Origin of the sequence: Methanosarcina barkeri str. Wiesmoor, from assembly GCF_000969985.1 — an archaeon.
GTDB classification, from domain to species: domain Archaea; phylum Halobacteriota; class Methanosarcinia; order Methanosarcinales; family Methanosarcinaceae; genus Methanosarcina; species Methanosarcina barkeri_B.
The window spans coordinates 1,924,244-1,947,483 of sequence record NZ_CP009526.1; the positions used below are offsets into that span (position 1 = coordinate 1,924,244).

Consider the following 23,240-nt stretch of genomic DNA (forward strand, 5'->3'; position numbering starts at 1 on the left):
TTGCATTTTGGTTGACTTTTAGTTGCTTTTTATTTCATCGTTCCCTTTTAACTTGTTTATTCTCTTTAATCTCTAAAATAAGCTCCAGGAAAAGGCACCTATAGAGCACATCTATAACATACTTTAATTCCTGAATTATTTTAATTGAATCCCAATACAAATATTTATATTGATTGGTAGATATTTTTAATGTAATGGAAAACAGTAGAGAATATCAGCTTTACCTTGAAGCTTTGGATGATGAAAGATCTGCGTGGGGAAGAAGAACGGCTGTAAAGCGGCTCTGTGACTGTAAAACCGAAGAGTCACTGTACTACCTGAATGAACTTATAGTTGACAAATATTGCATTGTGCCTGATTGGCTCAAGAAGATCGCAAGAGAGTATTACGTATCTCTATGCCTCGAATTTCTCTGATATTAATTTTTTAACGAATTTTGCTTCTTGGGACGACTTCTGGAAAATACACATATCTATTGAGAACTAGTAACTTAGTTATTGTAAATTAATAATCTGTTGGATATTTTATATGTTTACTGGTAAGGCTCTAAAAATAATGCCTGCCACCATGCTAAAAATTATCTCATGTCGCCTTACTAAAAATAACTCTATGCTGCTATACTAAAAATATCGCCGTATTCGTTTACTTTCCTTATTCGTTTACTTTCCTTATTCGTTTACTTTCCTTATTCGTTTACTTTCCTTATTTGTTTACTTTCCTTATTTGTTTACTTTCCTTATTTGTTTACTTTCCTATTCGTTTAGTTTCCTTATTCATTTACGTTCCTGTTTTTAGATAATCTATTCTTAGAATCTGAAACTTCCTGTCTATTTGAACTTGAAGGATTGTAATTTCCTAAGATTTATATGCAATTACTTCAATTCTCTGATAAATCTCAGGAACCATTACGCTTAGCTACAGGTTTACTTTAACATGAGTTCCCACTACTGGTTCCTGCTACAAAAAAGTTTACTAAAAGAGTTCTTCTTTATTAAAAATTAATTAAATAATTATTTAATACAGATATTTTATAAGCCTTAGACTTTAATTTATAATTATTTAACACAGATATTTTAAGCCTTAAACCTTAATTTATAATTATTTCGGGATGGATCGGAAAATGGGCAGGGATACTGGAAAAGTTTTAGGGGGCCCGGCAATAGCTTTGGTGGGCATTGGAGCAGTAATAGATATTATTTTATTTTACTTCATGTTCAAATTTGCTGATGAGGGAAACCTGTTTATGGTTATCTTAACCGCGGTGTTGATAGGAATTATCGGACTGGGAGTTGCAAAAGGTCTTGTTTCCCTATCCAGGCGCAACTATGAAAAATAACTGATAAATGAGTAGCTTTGAAAATTTAGATGAAATACGACTAAATGGTACTGAGTAATTTTAGATTCTGGGAGTAGAAAATAATATTCCAGTTTAATTTGTTCCCATTAATCTCTATTCTTTCTTTACTCAAGATCAATGTAAACTATTAAAAAAATTTTTTCAAATTTTTTTGACTTCGTGGAAGAGAATATACAGACAGCTCTGCAAACTTTATAATATTCATTTTAATCTCTTTATTCTTCATTTTTTAAAGTTTTTTACAGAATTATATTAAAATAATATGAAGGTCAATATGTTACCTCGGTTTCGTATTTATAAGGTTCAGCATTTATAAGGTTCAGCATTTATAAGATTCAGCATTTATAAGGTTCAGCATTTATAAGGTTCAGCATTTATAAGATTCAGCATTTATAAGATTCAGCATTTATAAGATTCAGCATTTATACTCAACACTACAACTTACAACTACAACTTACATTACTACCCACAGTTACTATTAAATCTACCAGATTTTTTCAGGCTGGACTGTCAGTTTTTTAGATAGGAAAACAAATAGAAATTCTGGATTATAGGGAAACAAATTTCAGCCACAGATTTACACTTATAACAAGAAAGATACGTAAGGAGTTTATTCATGCAATTGAAGTTAGAACATTTTAACATAAAAATAGGGCAGCACAAGATATTACTAAATATTGCCGATGCAAAGGAACTGGGGGTTAACCCAGGCGATAGGGTCCGTATTCGTGGGCGTGAAAGTATTTCTGCAATTGCGGATACAACGGATGATATGGTTCCTCCAGGCACGCTGGGCGTTTTTTCCGAGGTATATGAGCACTTTGTGAACTGGGATAAACCGGTCGAAGTTGTTCCGGCATTCCGTTCTAAATCCGCATCCGTGATCAAGAAAATGATGGATAAAAAACCTGTTGTGCAGGAAGAAATTAAAACACTCGTAAACGATATAGTGGAAGAAAATCTCAGTGAAATCGAACTTTCGGCATTTATAACATCTTCTTATATTCACGGAATGACCGATGATGAGGTCGAATGGCTTACAAGAGCTATGATTGAGAGCGGAGACACGATTGAGTTTGACACTCATCCTATAATGGACAAACACTCGATAGGAGGAGTGCCCGGAAACAAGATCTCCCTCCTTGTTGTTCCTATTATCGCTGCAAACGGGCTTCTTATTCCGAAGACGAGTTCAAGGGCGATTACAGGGGCAGGTGGAACTGCTGACCTTATGGAAGTGCTCTGTCCGGTAGAGTTCAGTTCCCAAGAAGTCAAAGAGATAACTGAAAAAGTCGGGGGCGCTCTTGTCTGGGGCGGAGCCACAAATATAGCGCCTGCCGATGACAAGCTCATAAGGGTTGAATACCCTCTCTCCATTGATCCTTACTACCAGATGCTCGCCTCGATTATGGCAAAAAAAGGAGCTATCGGGGCCGACAATGTGGTAATGGACATTCCGGTTGGGCCGAGCACAAAAGTTCCAACTGTTCAGGAAGGGCAAAAACTTGCAAGAGACCTGATTAACCTTGGGCACAGGCTTGGAATGAACGTTGAATGTGCAATCACCTATGGTTCGTCTCCTATTGGAAGAAAAGTAGGACCTTCACTGGAAGTCAGGGAAGCTCTGAAGGTACTGGAAAGTATGGAAGGTCCGAACAGCCTTATTGAAAAGAGTGCGGCTCTGGCAGGTATCCTGCTTGAGATGGGGGGTGCGGCTCCAAGGGACCGTGGAAAAGAGATTGCACTGGAAACACTAAGGAGCGGAAAAGCCCTTGAGAAGATGAAACAGATTATTGAAGCCCAGGGCGGTGATCCGAAGATTACCTCGGCTGACATCCAGGTAGGGCAATATACTGCCGATATTCTCGCTTCTGCGGACGGATATGTCATCGAGTTTGACAATAAGTGGATAATTGAAATTGCCAGGCTGGCAGGAGCTCCTAATGATAAAGGAGCCGGGGTCGCTATTCACAAGAAAATGGGAGAATCCGTTAAGAAGGGAGATCCTATCCTTACGATCTATGCTGAAAAAGAGTTCAAACTAGAGACCGCATTGGCAACAGCCCAGAGAACAAACCCGATAGTTGTTGAGGGCATGCTTCTTAAGAGAATTCCCGGAACCTACGGGTTCCAGTAATCTTCTCTTCTTTTTTTCAGTGAAATACTTTAATACCTTGCAGGGTTTTAGCACGAGCATGAAAAGAATTGTTTTGCTGCGTCTGGGGCATCGCCCTGAGAGGGATAAAAGAATCACAACCCATGTGGGCTTAACCGCCCGGTTGCTCGGTGCAGAAGGTATGCTCCTCGCCTCAAATGACCCCGGAATAATAGCAACTCTTGAGGATGTTGTCAGCCGTTGGGGCGGAAATTTCTATATTAAGAATAATGTCAATTATAAGCAGGAAATCAAGGAATGGAAAGCTGCCGGTGGAAAAGTCTGCCATCTTTCAATGTATGGGATCAATCTGCCCGATGTCACGGACGAGCTTAAAAGCTGTGATAAGCTTATGATTGTGGTAGGAGCAGAAAAGGTACCTCCGGAAATTTATCAGCTTGCAGACTGGAATGTTGCAGTTGGAAGCCAGCCCCATTCCGAGGTTGCAGCGGTTGCAATTACTCTGGACAGGATTGCAGACGGCGAGCCACTTAAAAGAGAATTCCAAAATGCTGAGCTGACAATTGTACCAGCAGAAAGGGGTAAGCAGGTTATAGAAAATCTTAGGGATTAAGTCTATCCCCCTTAACTTTTCTTCATAATCTTTGTTTTCTATTTTTCAGGACTTTTGCTTTTTCCCTTTAATTTTTCTCCATAGCCTTTGTTTTCTATTTTTCAGAATCTTTTACTTTTTTGAGTATCTTGTACCTTTTTGGCTTGAGTTTTTATATTTAGATTTCATCTTTTTATGTTTTAATGAAGGTTCTTATCTTCATAAAGAATCTTCAGGAGCTCAATAATCGAATATGCAGCCCGTGTAATTCCCATGCTGCGCTTGTCAGTATCGGTGCCAGCTACATAGAGGTTCCGAACAGGAGTTCGAATCTCTGCAAACTTTCCATTAATTGCGACCGCAGCCTTTTCTGGAATCATTGTTTGTTCGTGCTGCATATCTATATATTTCTCGATGTTTGGATGGGCACGGAAAATCGTATCATAGGCCTTTTTTGTCTCCTGTTCTTCACTTTTACTTTCATTGATCACAAAGGAAAAGCCTATAAGCTGCTTATCCTTTGGAGCAAGTGATTGATCGTAATTGCTTATAGGAGATGCCCAGTAGGCGAAATCCTTGAACCAGATCTCTGAGCCTGTGTAATTAAAATTGGGAAACTCTTTTTCCAGCCCAAGCCAGATGGTCAAGCTTTTACTATGGACAATTCCCTTGAGGTCTTTAACATACTCTGTAGGAAGATCTTTTATAAGCCTGGGAAGCTCGGTTGCAAAACCCGTGTAGATAACAAGGTCAGAGATATAAATTTCATCGGCTTCCACACCTGAAACCTTTCCGTCCTGTATAAGAATGGATTTAACTTCACATTCCGTTTTGATCTCAACAGTTTCGGGCAGGGAATAAAGGATGGCGTTGAGCAGGGCTTTTAACCCCTTTCTGGGATAACCCTGAGAGTCGTTCAAATCATTTGTTGCAAGTCTTTCCAGAGATGTAAACGGCTGAGTAACCCTGGTCATTCTTGCTTGAAGAGAAGCATGGAGATGATACGGAAGGATTGAGGCAAGGATAGATTCTGTAGACTGGGGTTTTTTCGGTTCCAGTTTCCCTATCATGGCATCAAACTGTTCCTGGGTAATGCTATCCCTGACAAAATTGCTGCCGTACAGGATACGCTGAGCTGAGGTTTCTTTCATAGGTTTCCCAGAAAGGGAAATGGATATTGTGTCCACAAAATCGTAGGTATCCTTTGAAAGACTTTTTGGCAGAAACTCATACACTGCCCGATCTGAAAGGTCTATGCCAAATGAGGAAAGAGTAAAAGCTTTAGTGAGAGTCTGAGAGAGTATAAGCCTGTCTTTTCTTGGAAGTACTTCAAAAGTCACGAAGTCTTTTAGGGTTGAAGGAACTTTGACAAAAGCGTTTTCAGTCCGAATGTAGTAATGCCCATAGTCCTCAAATACAGGCAAAAAATCAAAGTAGTTATCCATCAACCTCTTCAGAGGTCCTTCAATCAGATGGGTAATCGCGTGTACTCCTGTATCGACCTGATAGCCATCTACCATGTAACTATTGCAATTTCCTCCAATATGCTGATTTTTTTCAAGAACAAGGACTTTTTTTCCGTGTTTAGAAAGCGTTAAAGCTGCTAAAAGCCCACTTATGCCTGCCCCGACAACAACTACGTCATACTTTTTCATTTTCAAAACAACCTCTATTTTTACGACCTATGTTTTTACGACTGATGTTTTTACGACCTATATTTTTCCTGTGAGGCAAGTTTCTAGCCAGTGTAACTGTTTTAATTGTTACGGCTTAAAACTTGATCATAATTTTAAAATTTCTCTTTTGAATTTTAACTTTGTGTAGACCTTTAATTAACAAAAATTTTTCCAATACACAGATTTTTCGCTTTTCCGGACATCCTATCCGGTTATTTTTATTTACTCTTGCATTATTGGCTAAAAGTAGCTAAAAGTAGCTAAATCAAGCCTATTCTTTAATTAACTCTGTAAACTCCAGTTACAATTTCTTAACTTCTCCATATGCTCTGAAAACGAATAAAAGTGCATAAATTAAAATAGTAACAGAAAGTAAGGGTTTGTGACTCTTATGGATTTGACGTATGAAATATATCTTATAGCTGGAGGTATATCTTTTCTTACAATCCTCCTACTGTTTTTAAATTTATATAAAAACAGTCTTATTTCATATTCTCTCAGGCTTTGCAGTTGGATCTGCGGGATGGCAATCAGTTCGGCCAGTCCCTGGGTCAAAATGTTTGTGCTTCATCTTGTGTTTTTCATTCGACTTCTCATGTATCTTGCTATCGTTTCTCTTGAGCAGGTCGATAAGCTAACTGCCAGAGGACTTTTGAAGCGTTATATCTTAGGTACCAGAATTGTCCTTTCTGAATATACACTCTCTTTCCTTCACTCTTCAAAAGCGATTGAAAGGCATACTCATAGCCTCGGTGCTGAGTCCATAAACCAAAAAGATCGATATTGAGAAAGAATTCTTTCAGAAAATAATCTCTTTCAGAATCTAGATATTTTAAATTAGTTTTTCTTTTAGAGTTTTAGAGTTTTTTTAGAGTTTTTTTAGAGTTTTAGAGTTTTAGAGTTTTTTTAGAGTTTTAGAGTTTTAGAGTTTATTTGTTTTCAATTTTTTAACTTCTTTTTGTTATAAGTCTCATTAGCTACACTTCACAGGATCACTACAGGCTGTTTTTTCTACAATAATAACATGTACCGAAGAATTCCGGTCCTTTTCTGAAATTTAAAGCAATCGGTTAAATTAATGACTCTTCTAAGATAAAAGGAAACGTTGTACGTTTTATATAGCTAGAGAGTATATTTTGTTCGAGTGATTTAAGGCCTAATTGCCCCATGTCGGGAAGCTTCAGGTAATTGGTTCCCTTATTTTCAGAGGTTAGAGGAGTGTGACAATGAACATCACATTAATTGGCATGGCAGGAGCAGGAAAAAGTACTATCGGAAGAGCCCTTGCAAAGCGCCTTGGCTATACTTTTATCGATGTGGATCACCTGATAAGGGAAAACACCGGAATGCCTCTCCAGACTCTGATTGATAAAGAAGGAGATTCGGCTTTTATCAGGTTTGAAGAAGAAGCCATTCTCAGTCTCGAGCAGATAGATAGGAGCGTTATTTCACCTGGTGGGAGTGTAATTTATTCCGAAAAAGCCATGAATCATTTGAAAAAAATCTCAAAAATAATCTTTCTGGATACTGCTTTTAGAAGCATTGCCAGAAGGCTTCCTAATGCAAGAAAAAGAGGCATAGTAGGACTCAGGGATAGGAGTTTGAAAGAACTTTTTGAAGAAAGGAAGGGCTTTTATCAGAAATATGCTGATTTTTCAATAAAGCTCAAAGGGAGAGAAAATATTCAGGACATCGCTGAAATGATTGTTGAGATATGTTTTGAAGAGAGTAACTGAAATTGTGGTTCAAATAGGTTCATTAAGGTTTCCAGTTGTGTTTTAATATAATTGCTTTTTAATATAATTGCTTTTTAATATAATTGCTTTTTAATATAATTGCTTTTTAATATAATTGCTTTTTAATATAATTGCTTTTTAATATAATTGCTTTTTAACATAATTACTTTTTCAACATAATTACTTTTTCAACATAATTACTTTTTCGGGGTTGGGATTTTTAGAGTTATTAGTTTTAAATTATCTCCCAGGGTCTAAAACTTTAAGAATGGTTTCCTTTAGGGTCATTTCCATCCAGGAACGGTTTTCTTTAAGAACAATCGGCTTTATGGATGACTTACTTTAAGGACAGTTTACTTTAAAACAGCGGTTCACTTTATTAGTAATCAGGTCTTCAATCTGAGCAAAATCTCTCAGTTTATAACATTTGAGCATCGGCCTGCAGGAAAAAAGGTCCGAGCAACAGGAGACATAAAATGACATCAAGTCGTTTCATAATTACGGTTATAGGCAGTGACCGGGTAGGAATTGTTGCCAGAATCACTACTGTGATGGCAAGTTTCAATGTAAATATTGTTGATATTACTCAGACTATCATGCAGGGTATATTCACCATGATTATGCTTGCAGAAGCTCCACAGAAGAATTTCGACCTTGCGGCTTTCCAGGAGGCTATGAGTGCCGAGGGGGAGAGCCTTGGAGTCGAGGTTAAGGTACAGCACGAAGACGCATTCCGCTTCATGCACAGGATCTGATCTGGAGACTATCTGAAAATGATCTGGAAAATTAGTCTGTCTGAAACGAGAGGTAATTTTTCATGTATATAAACCCAAAAGAAATTCTGGAAACAATCCAGATGGTCAGGATGGAACATCTCGACATCAGAACCGTAACAATGGGTATCAGCCTGAGGGACTGCAGCCATCCTGATATTGAGGTTTTCAATGAGAATATTTATGAAAAGATAACCACCCGTGCAAAAGAACTTGTGCGTACAACAAATGAAATCCAGAGCCTTTACGGTATTCCGATAATCAATAAACGAATCTCAGTAACTCCAATTGCTGTGGCAGCCGAAAGTTGCAGGGCTCCTGATTTCGTTTCCATTGCAAAAACCATGGACGAAGCTGCAAAGGATGCACAGGTAGACTTTATAGGAGGTTTCAGTGCCCTTGTCCACAAAGGAGCAACTGTCGGGGATCTAAAACTTATCAATTCCATTCCTGAAGCCCTTAAAAGCACTGAAAAGGTCTGTTCGTCGATAAATGTTGCAACCACAAAAACAGGGATTAATATGGATGCAGTTGGCCTGATGGGCAGTATCATTAAAAAGACCGCGGATTTGACTGCGGATAGAGATGGGATAGGTTGTGCCAAGCTTGTGGTCTTTGCAAATGCCCCTGAAGACAATCCCTTTATGGCAGGAGCCTTTCACGGAATCGGTGAACCGGAGTGCGTTATCAACGTTGGGGTCAGTGGACCTGGTGTTGTGAATGCTGCAATTCGCGAGCTTGAAAACCCAAATCTTACGGAAATTTCGGAGACTATCAAAAAGACAGCCTTTAAAATAACTCGCATGGGTGAAATGGTTGGTAGGGAAGTTTCGCGAAGGCTTGGAGTCGAATTCGGGATTCTGGACCTTTCCCTGGCTCCGACGCCTGCAATTGGGGATAGTGTTGCTGCGATTCTTGAGGCAATGGGGCTTGAGCGCTGTGGAGCTCACGGAACGACTGCAGCCCTTGCCCTGCTGAATGATGCCGTAAAAAAAGGCGGAGCAATGGCTTCCTCCTCAGTAGGAGGCCTTAGTGGAGCTTTTATCCCTGTCAGTGAGGACGCAGGCATGATTGAAGCCGTCAGGGCCGGAGCCCTCAATCTGGAAAAGCTTGAAGCTATGACCAGCGTCTGCTCGGTCGGCCTTGATATGATCGCAGTTCCTGGTGATACTCCTGCTTCCACCCTTTCAGCTATTATCGCTGACGAGATGGCCATAGGAGTAATAAATAGAAAAACAACGGCAGTCAGAGTTATCCCAGCTCCTGGAAAAAGAGTTGGAGATTCCGTAGAATTCGGCGGCCTGCTTGGAAATGCCCCAATTATGCCGTTAAGTAATTTCAGTTCCGAGACTTTCGTAAAACGGGGGGGAAGAATCCCGGCTCCTATACAGTCACTTACAAACTGAAGGGTGAACCGGCTAAAGGGTGAACCAGCTAAAGGGTGAACCAGCCGGTAAATCCGGCCACTTGTTTTTTGTTTTTCGGAAGTAAGCCGACACGCCATCAGGTATTTTTCAATATAGAATTACTGGTTTTTGTCATAGAATAATATATTACAGGGAGAAGATACTATAATTACAGGGATTACAGGGCTATTTTTTCGAAACTATTTAGGATTATAATTTTTTGTGCGGAAATAATATTTGCTTGAAAGCAATTTTTTGTATAATTAATTTAAAATAATTTATGCTACTCGTATATTCTGGAATAAGGGGATAAACGGGGTATCATCGAATAAAAGAATATCCTGAGGCCGCTGATCCGTCTCTTAGAATCTCTTAGAATAAACGTGTTTGGGGGAGCATAATATTTCGAAGAGACTGTATTGGGGATGCAGTAAACGGATTCAGCGTCTCTGGACTTCTTCTTACAATTATTTGCTATTCTTTTGATTTGTTATTTGCTTTTGATGAAAGTCCTTCATTTTAATATGACGAAAGTTCCCTGTATAACCGAGAAACTACCAAGACATCACTCTGATTTATTGTAACAGGATATCAGATTCATTGTAACAGGATATCAGATTCATTGTAACAAAATATCACTAAGATTCATTATAACAAGATACCATCAAGATCTGTTTACCGTTAACTGGTTGTTAACCGGCTGCTGCAGGGATGGAAGTTGAGGCATTCAATGAAAAGCACTGCAAAGTTATTGAGAAAATGCCAGAGGATTCAAGAATCCAGGATGAAAATTCCGGAGTTCCGCTTGAAAGCCAGCTCCTGGGCCTTAAGGAGGCATATTAATGATTAGAACTGCACCGAAAACGTATGTCACATCCGGGCACAGTGCCTGTCCGGGTTGTTGTGATGCTTTTGCTGCAAAATTTACACTCATGGGAGCAGGCCCTGACAGCATTGTTGTTAACCCTACTGGCTGTCTGGAAGTTACAAGTACGCCTTTTCCGCTGTCTTCATGGCAGGTTCCATGGATCCACTCCCTCTTTGAAAACGGGGCTGCAGTGGCTTCAGGGATCGACGCTGGCTTAAAAGCCCTTGGCAAAAAGAAAAATACTAAGATTATAGTTATTGCAGGCGATGGTGCTACTATGGATATAGGCTTTGGGGCTATTTCAGGTGCGTTTGAGCGGGGCCATGACTTTACCTATGTCTGTATGGACAACGAAGCCTATATGAACACTGGAGTCCAGCGCAGCAGTGGAACGCCCTATGATGCGAGCACAACGACTACTCCACCCGGAAAATTCTCCTTTGGAAACCCGCGTCCTAAGAAGAATATGCCTGCTATCATGGCAGCTCATGGCTCTCCATATGTGGCCACTACCTCTATAGGTTTCCCAAGAGACATGATTCGGAAGGTCAAGAAGGCAACTGAAGTCATGGGCCCTACCTACATCCATGCCCATGCTCCGTGTACAACAGGCTGGGGTTTTGATACTTCAAAGACCCTGGAGATTGCTAAACTTGCAGTTGAAACCTGTCTCTGGCCCATGTATGAAATGGAAAACGGGGAAATTACCCAGGTCAGGAAAATTAAGAACCCAAGGCCGGTCGAAGAATATCTGAGAGTCCAGAAAAGGTTCAAACACCTGTTCACCATGGTAGGCGGTGAAGACGAAATAAAGAAGATTCAGGCCATGGCGGACTGGAATATAAAACATTTCGGACTTCAGTGAAGAATAAAGTTCCAGTATCCTGAAGTTCCAGTATCCTGAATTTTTATTTTGAATCCACCCAGAGCGCCCTCATCGTTTCCCTTATTGCTTCTATCTTTTTTATATTAGCTTCATCATTTATGATATCGAGTTCATTGAAGGATTCAAGGGCTATCTTAGCTGCAATTGAGGCATCGTTCAGATATCTGTTTCCTGAATTGCTCACAATGGTCTGGAGGGCAGAGGCTGCCTGGAGAATCGCACTTTCCATATTTTCGTCCTCAACTTTTTTCCCAACTTCTTCAATAGAGCTTGCGATATTTATTACCGTATTCTGGAGATTTTCCTTCATGGCTGCGGCAGCCATCTCTTGAAGCATAAGCTCTATTCCCACTGCAGCTTCTTCGAGATTCTTCTGAGCCGTAAGTTTTCCAATATCCCCAAGGCATGAGATACATATTGCCGCATTTTCCGAAAAATCTGGAACCTTCACCCCCGCAATAGCTTTTCCGATTTCTCCAAGCCCTATTATAACTGCTATAGTTTCTCTTTCCTTATTAAGGAGAGCTGCCGTATTCCCGCTTCTCCCGAGAACTGAAGCCGCGAGCTTGGCTGCCATTTCCATCTGCTGTTTGGCAGCTGTTTTTCCTATAGCTCCAAATGAAAGTAGAACCCGGACATTCGTTTCCTGCATATTCTGCTCCATCGAGCATTGTAGCAGCTTTTCAAGAGCTTGAATAGCATTGACTGCGGCATTCTCCATTCCCTGGCGAGCAGCAGCCTTTCCTATTTCCTTTATGGAAACTACTGTTTTTTCAGCTTCTGGCTCTTTTCTCTCGTTCACATAGCCTATGCCGATTTCGGTCAGACAACTGAGGGCCTTGTTTACTCCTTCGTCAAACCTCTCTCTAACGGAATTAAAACCCAAGTTTACCATTTTGTCTTCTTTCTTTGAAAACATGGCATAAGACTCCTTTTCAGCGGCTAGTCCTTCTCATAAAAGACTCGCAAGAAGAGTTTCAGTATACACTATTCTCAAAAAGTCTTTTATCCTCATCAATTCCTACTCCGCTTTATTTTTCTCACTTATTTTCCAGATACTCTTTATTTATGTTTTCCTGGATTCAAATATTTTCAGGTAATGGTGAGCTTTCAGACGGATTAATAAGTCATTAAACCGATAAACTCGTTAGATTAAATTGTTAAACTGGCTAGAAAAGGATCTTGTTTCTCTTTATTAAGTATCCGTCAATTCGCACTACCAGCAGGTTATAAAACATGCATTAAGAAGGCGATTTATCTGACGCAGGAAAGAAAAATTCAGTCTCAACAATCCCGATGCCAGGCAGAAAAGGACTCATTCAGGTGTGAGCTTATAAGCTTTAATGAAGTCTTGCGGCTTTCCAGAATTCTTGCCCGAAAAATCAAAACTTCTGGCTATATGCCTGACTTGATTGTTGCCATAGGGAGAGGAGGCTATGTGCCTGGAAGGCTGGTTTCCGATTTTTTACTCTTCAATGACCTTACCTCAATGAAGATTGAACACTATTCAAGAGCTGCGGATATGCAGGAAGAAGCAAGAATAAAATTCCCTATTCCTGTGGATATAACAGGAAAAAAAATCTTGATTATCGATGACGTAACCGATACAGGAGAGACACTTCATCTTGCAGTAGATTACCTTTTAAACCTGAAGCCTGAATCTGTCAGGACTGCAGTGCTCCAGCATAAAATCTGCTCGAATTTCACGCCTGATTTTTATGCCCAGAAGGTTCTCAAATGGCGCTGGATCATTTACCCCTGGGCCAGGTATGAGGATCTGGCAGGGTTTGCGGAAAAAATTATCCAGAACAGAACCCTTGATATCTCTCAAATTATAGTTGAGTTTAAGCAGAGGTATGAGCTGGATCTCAAGGAAACCGAACTTCTCAAAATTCTAGACGATCTGACTGAAAGAGGTGAGCTTGAAAGCACAAAACAGGATAAAAGAAAGTTATGGAGCCTCAAGCAATAGACACTTCACGAAAGGGGGTTCAAACCAAAAGATAAGATCATAGAACCAGCAGATCGATAGAAATAACGAATCTGTAGAACTAACAGATCGATAGAATTAACGGATCGATAGAATTAAGAATCGCAGAATTAACGGATCGATAGAATTAAGAATCGCAGAATTAACGGATCGATAGAACTAAAAAGACAAAAATTGGCAAAGGTCAGTTTTATCTCTCACTTGAAGAGAGGGTTCTGCGACCTTTTGCACTCCTAAAGTAATGACAGTATGAAATTCTCTATTAATGAGGATATAATGAATATATCTCATTTAGAGCTTCAAAATCCCCAGATCAAGGCTCAGGGACACCACTATTGCAACAATTGAAAGCACTGAAATGATAAGGTAATTTGCACGTTCTTTTGATATAGAAAGACTGCACAGCAGATATTCCAGTCCTTCAAGGTCTTTATCCGAAAGGTTCTGCCGATTCCTGACTTTTTCCAGCAGGTCCAGGTTTTTGACAACGACAAACCTTCTCTTTGCAATATGATATCTGTGTGTGAAGAACCAGAGGTAACCCACGACTCCAATATACCAGATTGCTTTTCCCCAGAAAACGCTGTAGTGGTCAGCTATAATTATGCTTCTTAACAGGATGGCGGAAATCAACCCTACGTAAAAGTATAACTTGATTACAGGCATCCCGTATCTACGGGGAATTTCAAATGTTAGAGTTTCGGATTTTAACTCGTTCATAGTTCTTCTACCTGATTCCTAAAATTGTTAAAAAATAATTGTAAATGAAGAAAAAGGAGATTGAAGAAAAAGGAGATGCAGTTTAGAGAGCATCTCCATTTCTTTCTCCAGTTCTTATTCTAACTACAGTTTCAATGGGGGTAACAAAGATCTTTCCGTCTCCAATTTCTCCAGTATACGCTGAACTCTGAATAATTTTAATAATCTCTTCAATTTTGTCTTCAGGGGCTGCGATCTCTATTTTGGTTTTGGGAAGAAGATCCACACAATATTTTTTACCTCTCCACTGCTGTACGATTCCTTTCTGCTGTCCACGTCCTTTGACATCAGTTACTGTCAGGCTAGGATACCCGGCTTCTTCAAGGGCATCTTTTACCTCATGCAGCTTCATGGGCTTTATTATTGCTTCGATTTTGCACATTTTAGTCATGTTATTCCTCCCTCATCAGGTATTCGGGATATGCTCTGATTCCGTGTTCACTGATATCAAGGCCCATGATTTCTTCTTCTTCTGATACTCTAAGCCCTATTACGGCATCGAGGATTTTGAAGATTATATATGAGATACCAAATCCCCAGACCATGGTTACCAGTACGGATACAAGCTGGATAAGCAGTAAGCTAATTCCTCCACCGTAGAAGAGTCCTGGTACTGCAGCAGCGTACGTGGCATCTGCAAGAATCCCGTTTCCCATCCCTATGGAAAAGAGCCCAACAGAGATAAGTCCCCAGCTTCCACAATATCCATGTACTGCAATTGCACCTACAGGGTCATCCAGCTTCAGTTTGTTTTCATTAAACATGACACCTACATAAATTATTATCCCGGCAACAAGACCAATCACCAGGGCTGCCCAGTTTGATATCGATCCACAGGGGGCGGTAACCGCTACAAGCCCGCCGAGAAGCCCGTTTGCAGTGAGGGATGGATCTGGTTTTCCAGTCTTTACCCAGGTAATAATCATGACCATAAGAGCTCCTGCAGCGGCTGCAAGGAAGGTATTGACTACTACCAGGTTCATATAAGGATCATTTGCATTGAGGGTGCTTCCTCCGTTGAATCCCAACCATCCGAGAGCCAGGATAAGAGTTCCCAGGAAGGTAATAGTCAGGTTATGACCTGGAATAGGTATGGGTTTTCCGTTTTTAAATCTCCCTATCCTTGCGCCCACAAGAATTACACCCGCAAGGGCAGAATATCCTCCTATTGAGTGTACAACTCCAGAACCGGCAAAGTCATGACTTGCCACTCCAATTGCTTTTACTATTGGGCTATCGGCGCCACTTAAGAGGGCCATATCCGCTCCGCTCCAGACCCAGTGACCGTATATAGGGTAAATTACGGCTACCATCATGATACAGTAGACAAGATAGGCCTTAAAGTTGGTTCTCTCAGCCATTGCTCCTGAAACTATAGTCGCACCAGTAGCCGCGAAAACCATCTGGAAGAACCACGAGTTCCAGGTTGCATTGTCCGCGCCTGCCAGGAAGAATTGATTGGTTCCTATTAGACCTGCGGCATCAGCTCCATACATTATGCCCCAGCCAACAGCCCAGTAGACGAGAATACCCAGGACAACAGTCATGAAGTTTTTCATCAGAATGTTGGCGGTATTTTTACTTCTCGTAAGCCCAGTTTCCACAAGCGAGAAACCTGCATGCATAAAGAATACCAGTCCACTTGCCAGTAACAGCCACATAAACGTTAGTGTAGTCTTTATTTCCTCAATCGACGCGGCATTTTGATCGGACGTTGCTGCAAGGGCTGGTGAAACCAGTGCTATAAGTAAAATAAACGTAACTATCGATAATTTTTTTAGTCTTTCCATCTTTTTCACCATATTATTTTTTTGCCTCCTTTCTTCACCGGAAACCAGTAACCGGTTGACTACTCTATTGTATATAAAATTTTCGATTACTTGCAGTAAGTATTACAATGTATATATAAAGAAATAGTTACAAAGTTCTCTGCTACGCATATCCAGAAATAAGTGAAAGACGTAATTTCTTAGAAACTAATTTCTTGGTTTTGTAGAAAAACTTTCCGAATCAACTACAAAAAGCTAAAACGTACAAACTTAAATTGTATGCACCTGCGCAAGCCTTAAAGATTGGACACGCTGCCGGAATTCCTGCTCGATTTCTTAGAAATAGTCAAATTTCCTTTTGCCAGATTCCCTTAATATGAAGACTGAAATTCCAGTTTGGATACATTTTATAGTGGTTTATAAACTAATTATATAAGTTCAAGTGGAACATTTATACAGAGTCGATAGTATGAAAGAAATAAAAAACACGTGAAGTTTTGTTTCACTTCTGGCATTAGGGACAGATCTCATCACCCTTCGTGCTCTCAAAGTGATTAAAAAAAATAAAAAGGAAAAATGAAAAAGAAAAAAGAATGAAAAAGAATAAAAAAGAATAAAAAAGAATAAAAGGGAAAGAGGTAGAAATTTTGAAATGTTTAAGGCCTTTTACATTACTGTTTCAGTAACCAGTTCCCGATCTCCTTTTGAAAAAACTCTGGATACACGGACTTTCCAGTCCCCAGCGGGATTCTCTTTGTCAGCCTGGATGAGGTTATAACATTGCTTTGTCTTTCCCCTTGTTTTGGAAGAACAAAAAGTGCCTGCATTTACCACAAGCATGTTATTGAGGTTCCAGACCCAGGGAATGTGGCAGTGCCCGCAGAGGACAAGATTCACCTTGCAGCGGTTCAGAAGTTCGAGCACATCGCCTGCATCCACAAGGACAGTATTCTCCCTGCCTGCCAGTGGTATAGGAACAAGGTGGTGGTGCATGGCAAAAACCTTGAAATTTTCTCCTGAAAAAGCTTCTTTGATCCAGCCATAGTTTTCCCTGCCCAGATGACCTTCATCAAGATCGGGCTGTGAAGAATCGGCCCCGACAACCGTAACATTCTCAAAATTCCGTGAAAAGTACCTGTCTGTGAAGAGGTCTTCAAAGTGCACATATCCTGCATTTTTTGAATCATGATTTCCCGGAACAAGAATTTTATTTTTACATTCAATCCTGTCAATAAACCGCTTTACTCCATCATATTCTGCTGAAAACCCATTCTCGGTCAGGTCACCTGTAATCACGACAAGGTTCGGTTCCAGCTGGTTTATACCGTCAACCATAGACTCTGCAATCTCAGGAACAAAGTACGCATCTGAATAATGAATATCTGAAAGATGTACAATCTGTATAATTTTTCTTCCTCTGATTTTCTTAATTTTGTAATATATATTGAATCTCTTATATTCAGAGCACAGAACTTCTGTGCCATTATATATAGCTATCTCTCAAAATCTACATATTTACAAATATCTAATTATAATTCGTTAAAAAAGACAGTTTCTCTTTCAAAACCTCATTTGAGTACTATAAATATGTACCTAATTATTATTCATGGACAATGTCTATAAAAATTATAAACCTAAATTACCCAATTATGTACACAGCTCATTTCAGTCCATTTTCTACCAGTAGTCGGGCGCGCGGCAGACTTCGTTTCATCCATTTGTTGTAAAAATACCAAAACGGGTCGGGCAGAAGGACTCTACTTTTAAAATTAGGTGGCTTGCAAAAGCATCGACCTACAATTGCTGGCCTGCAACCGTTGCGCTGGTTGATCACGTCTGATAGGGTTTGAGGATAAGGATTTCAAAATCAAAAGTTGCCATGTTTTCGGCTAAACCTTTTTTCAAAAAGGTTGTGATCATGCAGGATAGGGTTTGAGGATATATTTTTCAAACTCAAACGTTGCCAAGGGTTTTCGGTCAAACCTTTTCACAAAGGGTTTATGTTAAGCCGATTAACGGTTAAATTAGGTAAATCGCCCCTCCTGAGCAAGTTGAAAATGTAACATTTCTTGTCCTTAAATTAGCTTTATTGACTCAGTTCAGTATCTTCATCATGATTTAGCCCTCTTGAGCGAACGAAGTGAGCGAAAAGGGCACCGTCCTCCCGAGACGGGACTCGGGTGACGGGACTCGGGCAACAAATAAATTAATAATGAGTTATGACTATTCACCTACGTTTCAGCTTCATTCTTACATTTTTCATTTAATTTACTCCATAATCAAGGTGAATTTATGTCATTAGCAAAACTTAGAACACATTATACAGCCGATGTTAAACCCGAAAAAGTTGATAACGGTCAGAAAATTACTTTGGCAGGCTGGGTCCATGAGGTAAGAGACCTCGGCGGAATCTGTTTTGTAGTACTTCGAGACCGGGAAGGAAAGGCTCAGGTCACTCTAGTAAAGAAAAAGATCGATAAAGAGTTGTTTGATGCTGCAAGAAGGCTTGTCCGCGAGTCGGTAATTTCAGTAACCGGCTCCGTTAAATTCGAAGAGAAAGCTCCGAACGGATACGAGCTGCTTCCTGAGGAAATCACTGTCCTGAATGTTGCAAATTCTCCATTGCCAATGGATACTACAGGCAAGGTGGAAGCTGAACTTGATACCAGATTGGACTCACGGTTCATTGACCTCAGGCGGGCCGAGACTACTGCGGTTTTTAAGATAAGGCATCAGGCTCTCCAGGCTACAAGGGAATACTTTGTACAAAACGGATTTATCGAAACTGCAACCCCAAAGGTAGTAGCAACTGCAACCGAGGGCGGCACTGCACTTTTCCCAATCACTTACTTTGACAGGGAAGCTTTTTTGAACCAGAGTCCTCAGCTCTTCAAACAAATCCTTATGAGCGGTGGTTTTGACAGGGTCTTTGAGATTGGCCCCATTTTCAGAGCCGAAGAGCACGATACCCGCAGGCACTTGAACGAAGCTACTTCTATTGATGTCGAGGTCAGCTTTGCAGACCATTTTGACGTGATGGAAATTCTCGAAAACCTTGTGGCTTACGTTTATGCCCAGGTTATTGAGAAGTGCAAGCCTTCCCTTGAAACGCTAGGTATTGAGCTCAAAGTCCCAAAAACTCCTTTCCTTAAGCTTACCTATAATGAAGTCATCGAGATCATAAACGCCCGCTCGGAAGAGAAAATGCACTGGGGAGACGACCTAGGCACATTCGGAGAGCATATTGTGGGCAATTACGTCTACGAGACTACAGGAGAATCTCACTATTTCATTATTGACTGGCCGACTGAGATTAAACCCTTCTATGCCATGCCTTATGAGGACAGGCCGGAGTACAGCAAGTCGTTTGATATGATGCACCGCACAATGGAACTCTCCTCAGGAGCTCAGCGTATCCATATTCCGGATTTGCTTAAGAGCCGGATAGAATCACAGGGCCTCAACCCTGAAGGCTTTGAGTTCTACCTTAAAGCTTTCGAATATGGCATGCCTCCTCATGCAGGCTGGGGCATGGGCTGTGAACGTTTTATCATGACCATGCTCGGAACCGAGAATATCAGGGACACTGTACTCTTCCCCAGGGACAGGAGAAGACTTTCTCCCTGAAATCCCTTCTTTTTGGAGTTTAAACACTTCCAGTTTAATCTCCAGTTTAATCTCCAGTTTAGGGATTTCATAATTTTTTCAGGATTCGAACCGGAAGGGAACATAGCATGACAGAAAGAAATATATCTACCGATTCCCCGGAAAAACGTGCGGCTGGCATCGCTGCATCTCGGATGGTAGAATCGGGAATGGTTGTGGGACTTGGAACGGGCTCAACAGTTGCATATACGATAAAAGAACTCGGCAGGCGGGTCAGGGACGAAGGTCTCGAAATTCTGGGTGTTGTTACCTCATACCAGTCTGAAACGCTTGCCATCGAAGCCGGCATCCCTCTGACCACCCTTGCCCAGCATTCGGAACTGGACATCGCCATTGATGGAGCAGACCAGGTCGATTCGAAGCTGCACGCAATCAAAGGTGGGGGAGCTGCCCATACAAGGGAAAAGATAGTATCGGCGTCTGCAAGACGTTTTCTGGTCGTAGCTGACGAATCAAAAACGAGCACCCAGCTTGATAAACCTATACCGGTTGAGGTTCTTCCCTTTGCAAAAACTCTTGTGATTAAAAAAATAAAGCAATTGGGAGGAAAGCCTGAGCCGAGGTTAGCTCTGAGAAAAGACGGCCCTGTGATAACTGATAATGGAAACTTTGTACTTGATGCAAATTTCGGCGTAATAAACGATCCAGAAGGTCTGGCCCTTCAACTATCTTCAATTCCTGGAGTTGTTGAGCATGGAATATTTTCCAATGTGGACGAACTCTATATCGGGAAAAAAGATGGATCAGTGGAGATAGTCAAGAAGTGAAAGTAATCAGGAAACATGAATGTTTCACCTTCTATAATCGGAATATACCCGGTATGTTTTTATAGAAGTATTATCAGTTATTTTCTGATAAAATACTGCTTCACACAAGGCAACTGATGAAATCGTATTTTCAGGCTGATCTCGGGCTAAAAGTGACTATAGCCAGGACAACTTCAAATTATCAAGTAGAAAAGCTTCGATACATAGACTTCATTTTAAGGAGGTTTTGGTTCAGATGGAAAAAGGTGGCCAGCCAATCATAATAATAGATCCTAAAAAAGAAGAGACAAAGGGAAAAGAAGCGCTCAGCATGAACATCGCGGCTGCAAAGGCAGTGGCCAGTATAGTCAAAAGCACGCTTGGACCGAGGGGAATGGACAAGATGCTTGTCAATCCTATCGGGGATATCACAATCACAAATGACGGTGCAACCATTTTACATGATATGTCCATTGAGCACCCAGCAGCCAAGATGGTGGCCGAAGTTGCAGAGTCACTTGAAAGCTCGGCTGGGGACGGGACTACAAGTGCTGTCGTATTCACAGGCAATCTGCTGGAAAAAGCAGAAGACCTTATTGAGAGTGGAGTCCACCCGACAGTTGTTGTCAAGGGGTACAGGCTTGCAGCCGAGAAGGCTGTTGAAATTTTAGAGAGCCTGGCAATCTCAACTGCCGAGAATGAAAAGGAGAAGCTTTTAGAAGTTGCCAAAACCTCTATTACGGGCAAAGCTTCTGAAAAGTACGGTCGTTTGATTGCGGAGCTCTGCGTGGATGCTGCGCTCTCAATTCGTGAAAGGGGAGTAGTTGACCTTAAAGACGTTATTCTTTCAAAAGATGTCGGCGGCAAGATAGAAGATACCGAATTTGTTGAAGGCATTGTAATAGACAAGGTCGCTCTGGATAAAGAATTCCCTCTCAGAATTGAGAACCCTGCAATTGCTTTGATTGATGCCCCTATGGAGATCGCTAAGACCGCAAACAAAGCAAAACTTCAGATAAACGCATATGGTGATCTTGAGGATTTTGTAAAACAGGAAGAAGAAGCCTTATTCGAAATGGCAGACTATATCATCAGAGCAGGGGCAAATGCGGTTTTCTGTTCCAAAGGCATGGATGACAAGATTGCAGCCTACCTGCAAAACCGGGGAATTTATGCAACCCGCAGGGTTAAGAACGAAGACATGCAGCACCTTGTAGACGCCACAGGCGGCAGGCCTATCCGCAATATCAAAGAACTGACCCAGAAAGAACTCGGGCACGCCGGGCTTCTTGAACAGGACCGGGACGGCGACCAGGGCAAGACCTATCTCAGAGAGTGTAAGGGTGCAAAATCCGTATCCATTGTCATCAAGGGCGGTACAGAACACATAGTTGACAACCTTGAACGCGCAATTGACGATGCCCTCAGGGTAGTAAAATGTGCCATAGAAGACGGCAGGATAGTTGCAGGTGGCGGGGCTTCTGAGGTTGAAGTCGCACTTGAGCTTCGGGCATATGCTCCCGGTATAGGTGGGCGTGAACAGATGGCAATCAGGGCTTTTGCAGATGCTCTCGAAGAAATCCCGAGGACAATTGCCAGAAACGCAGGTCTGGACGCTATCAACACAATAGTGAACCTCAGGGCAAAGCATACCGAAAACAAAAACGCAGGCCTGAACGTCAATACCGGTGCTGCTGAAGATATGCTCAAAAAAGGCATTGTTGATCCTCTCAGGGTTAAGGTCAACTCTGTCAAAGCCGGTTCTGAAGCCGCAGTGATGGTGCTTCGTGTGGATGATATGCTTCGCGCACAGCGCGCCGACATGCAGGACGTAAAACCCGAGCACATGGCAAGCACTTATGATGGCATGTCAGCTCCTGCACTTAATATGCGCAGGTAAAAAACCGATTTTATTAATAGCTCCTAAAGCACGGTAAGCACAGAAGCTTCTGTGCCCGTCTTTATTTTTGCCTACGTTTTCAGTCTTTTGTATGGTCAATATTATCTTGTGAACTTTTTTATCTTGTGAACGTTTCTATCTTGTGAACGTTTCTCGTGTCCGTTTTTATGTGAAAATGTTATCTGTTTTATAGAGTCTGCTCTAATTGCTGGTTGCTGACAGATTGAAAGAGAGATTGAAAAGCAGATTGAAAAGCAGATTGAAAAGCAGATTGAAAAGCAGATTGAAAAGCAGATTGAAAAGCAGATTGGGTATTGTTAACTAATTATAGCGATTTCTTTATTTCTATGTTTCATCAATAGAAGAACAGAGTACTTTAGCATTTCAATACTCTTCGTATAACATTTTGTCTTTCGTCTTAACCTTGCCAGAAAGTGCCTCAATATGCCATTATATCCTTCAACTGTATACGTTTTTTGGATTGAGTATGAATATTTTCTGGAAGAAACTCTGCATATGCTCTCCAGTGATCTGTCATCACTTCTCCAATCTCTTTCTGCTTTAATTTTTCCCATATTAGTTGTCCAGTTTCCGTTCCTCTGTTGCCAAAAGAGCAGTGGATGAATTTTCCCAACTCTATCAACAGCAATCCAGATCCAGCAATATTTTTTTTGTTACCGATGTAAGTGTGCATCTCATCCATTTCAACAATAGATATCTCATTTTCGCTTTTTAGGTCCTCCAACTCCTGACCAAATTTCTTTATCCATTTTTGGACAGAAACATGACTTACTCCTAAAAATCTTCCTATTGAGCGAAATCCTAACCCTTCAAGATAGAGTTGCAAAGCCTGTCTCTTAACAGAAGGGGAGATAGAAGTTGATTTTACCTCTACGGTATAGTTATATCCACAATCATGGCATTTGTAGCGTTGACGTCCAAAAACTATACCATTCTTTTTGTGAGTGGAACTATTACACCTTGGGCAGTTCATATAGAA

Annotated in this window: 20 protein-coding genes and 1 pseudogene; 14 read left to right on the top strand and 7 right to left on the bottom strand. The window is 41.0% G+C overall.

The genetic code is table 11. From position 1 onward, the window contains the following. The first annotated feature begins 194 nt into the window (after positions 1–194). From MSBRW_RS08220 to MSBRW_RS08235, 4 genes are all read left to right on the top strand, one after another. Positions 195–416 (top strand): hypothetical protein, encoded by a 222-nt coding sequence (locus MSBRW_RS08220; protein WP_011308114.1) that lies wholly within the window; start codon positions 195–197, stop codon positions 414–416. Positions 417–1,120: 704 nt separating this feature from the next. Beyond that, entirely contained in the window at positions 1,121–1,336 is a 216-nt protein-coding gene (locus tag MSBRW_RS08225; RefSeq protein ID WP_011308113.1) for a hypothetical protein, read from the top strand. Positions 1,337–1,973: 637 nt separating this feature from the next. Continuing rightward, the gene (locus MSBRW_RS08230) at positions 1,974–3,494 is read left to right on the top strand and encodes an AMP phosphorylase (protein WP_011308112.1); all 1,521 of its coding nucleotides are present in this window, start codon (positions 1,974–1,976) and stop codon (positions 3,492–3,494) included. A gap of 58 nt (positions 3,495–3,552) precedes the next feature. After that, the gene (locus tag MSBRW_RS08235; protein ID WP_011308111.1) at positions 3,553–4,086 is read left to right on the top strand and encodes a tRNA (cytidine(56)-2'-O)-methyltransferase; all 534 of its coding nucleotides are present in this window, start codon (positions 3,553–3,555) and stop codon (positions 4,084–4,086) included. Positions 4,087–4,265: 179 nt separating this feature from the next. Here MSBRW_RS08235 and MSBRW_RS08240 read toward each other — a convergent pair whose 3' ends face one another. Continuing rightward, a complete protein-coding gene (locus MSBRW_RS08240) occupies positions 4,266–5,720 on the bottom strand; it encodes a phytoene desaturase family protein (protein WP_048136539.1) in 1,455 nt (484 codons plus the stop codon). 544 nt (positions 5,721–6,264) lie between these two features. Between MSBRW_RS08240 and MSBRW_RS08245 the strand changes: the two genes are divergently transcribed. The 6 genes from MSBRW_RS08245 (at position 6,265) to MSBRW_RS08265 (ending at position 11,389) form a co-directional block, all read left to right on the top strand. Then, positions 6,265–6,528: a hypothetical protein gene (locus tag MSBRW_RS08245; protein ID WP_230670024.1), complete on the top strand. Its 264-nt coding sequence runs from the start codon at positions 6,265–6,267 to the stop codon at positions 6,526–6,528. Positions 6,529–6,967: 439 nt separating this feature from the next. Then, positions 6,968–7,477 (top strand): shikimate kinase, encoded by a 510-nt coding sequence (locus MSBRW_RS08250; protein WP_011308107.1) that lies wholly within the window; start codon positions 6,968–6,970, stop codon positions 7,475–7,477. Between the two features lie 476 nt (positions 7,478–7,953). Then, the gene (locus tag MSBRW_RS08255) at positions 7,954–8,232 is read left to right on the top strand and encodes an ACT domain-containing protein (protein WP_011308106.1); all 279 of its coding nucleotides are present in this window, start codon (positions 7,954–7,956) and stop codon (positions 8,230–8,232) included. A gap of 62 nt (positions 8,233–8,294) precedes the next feature. Then, on the top strand, positions 8,295–9,656 hold the full coding sequence (locus MSBRW_RS08260) for a PFL family protein (protein WP_011308105.1): 1,362 nt from the start codon (positions 8,295–8,297) through the stop codon (positions 9,654–9,656). Between the two features lie 711 nt (positions 9,657–10,367). Further along, entirely contained in the window at positions 10,368–10,499 is a 132-nt protein-coding gene (locus MSBRW_RS23840) for a hypothetical protein (protein WP_268990294.1), read from the top strand. Then, positions 10,499–11,389: a thiamine pyrophosphate-dependent enzyme gene (locus tag MSBRW_RS08265; protein WP_011308104.1), complete on the top strand. Its 891-nt coding sequence runs from the start codon at positions 10,499–10,501 to the stop codon at positions 11,387–11,389. The genes MSBRW_RS23840 and MSBRW_RS08265 overlap by 1 nt, the downstream gene beginning before the upstream one ends. A 43-nt stretch (positions 11,390–11,432) precedes the next feature. On the opposite strand, the gene MSBRW_RS08270 is transcribed toward MSBRW_RS08265, so the two are convergent. Beyond that, complete coding sequence (locus MSBRW_RS08270) at positions 11,433–12,329, bottom strand: hypothetical protein (RefSeq protein WP_011308103.1); 897 nt, start codon at positions 12,327–12,329, stop codon at positions 11,433–11,435. Between the two features lie 432 nt (positions 12,330–12,761). On the opposite strand from MSBRW_RS08270, the gene MSBRW_RS08275 reads away from it, so the two are divergent. After that, positions 12,762–13,382: a phosphoribosyltransferase gene (locus MSBRW_RS08275; protein WP_011308102.1), complete on the top strand. Its 621-nt coding sequence runs from the start codon at positions 12,762–12,764 to the stop codon at positions 13,380–13,382. A gap of 309 nt (positions 13,383–13,691) precedes the next feature. On the opposite strand, the gene MSBRW_RS08280 is transcribed toward MSBRW_RS08275, so the two are convergent. The 4 genes from MSBRW_RS08280 to MSBRW_RS08295 form a co-directional block, all read right to left on the bottom strand. Then, positions 13,692–14,120 (bottom strand): hypothetical protein, encoded by a 429-nt coding sequence (locus tag MSBRW_RS08280; RefSeq protein ID WP_011308101.1) that lies wholly within the window; start codon positions 14,118–14,120, stop codon positions 13,692–13,694. Between the two features lie 82 nt (positions 14,121–14,202). Next, positions 14,203–14,550: a P-II family nitrogen regulator gene (locus MSBRW_RS08285; protein WP_011308100.1), complete on the bottom strand. Its 348-nt coding sequence runs from the start codon at positions 14,548–14,550 to the stop codon at positions 14,203–14,205. A 1-nt stretch (position 14,551) separates the two neighbouring features. Next, positions 14,552–15,949, bottom strand: coding sequence for an ammonium transporter (locus tag MSBRW_RS08290; protein WP_048103449.1), 1,398 nt, complete (start codon positions 15,947–15,949; stop codon positions 14,552–14,554). A 645-nt stretch (positions 15,950–16,594) separates the two neighbouring features. Then, on the bottom strand, positions 16,595–17,275 hold the full coding sequence (locus MSBRW_RS08295) for a metallophosphoesterase family protein (RefSeq protein WP_394298284.1): 681 nt from the start codon (positions 17,273–17,275) through the stop codon (positions 16,595–16,597). 945 nt (positions 17,276–18,220) lie between these two features. Here MSBRW_RS08295 and aspS point away from each other — a divergent pair. The 3 genes from aspS (at position 18,221) to thsA (ending at position 22,240) form a co-directional block, all read left to right on the top strand. Continuing rightward, the gene (aspS, locus tag MSBRW_RS08300; protein WP_011308097.1) at positions 18,221–19,555 is read left to right on the top strand and encodes an aspartate--tRNA(Asn) ligase; all 1,335 of its coding nucleotides are present in this window, start codon (positions 18,221–18,223) and stop codon (positions 19,553–19,555) included. 107 nt (positions 19,556–19,662) lie between these two features. After that, positions 19,663–20,361 (top strand): ribose 5-phosphate isomerase A, encoded by a 699-nt coding sequence (gene rpiA, locus MSBRW_RS08305; protein ID WP_011308096.1) that lies wholly within the window; start codon positions 19,663–19,665, stop codon positions 20,359–20,361. Positions 20,362–20,596: 235 nt separating this feature from the next. Then, entirely contained in the window at positions 20,597–22,240 is a 1,644-nt protein-coding gene (gene thsA / locus MSBRW_RS08310) for a thermosome subunit alpha (RefSeq protein ID WP_011308095.1), read from the top strand. Positions 22,241–22,557: 317 nt separating this feature from the next. Here the strand turns inward: thsA and MSBRW_RS21025 are convergent. Further along, a pseudogene (locus MSBRW_RS21025) lies at positions 22,558–23,234 on the bottom strand (IS1 family transposase). Between the last annotated feature and the right edge of the window lie 6 nt (positions 23,235–23,240).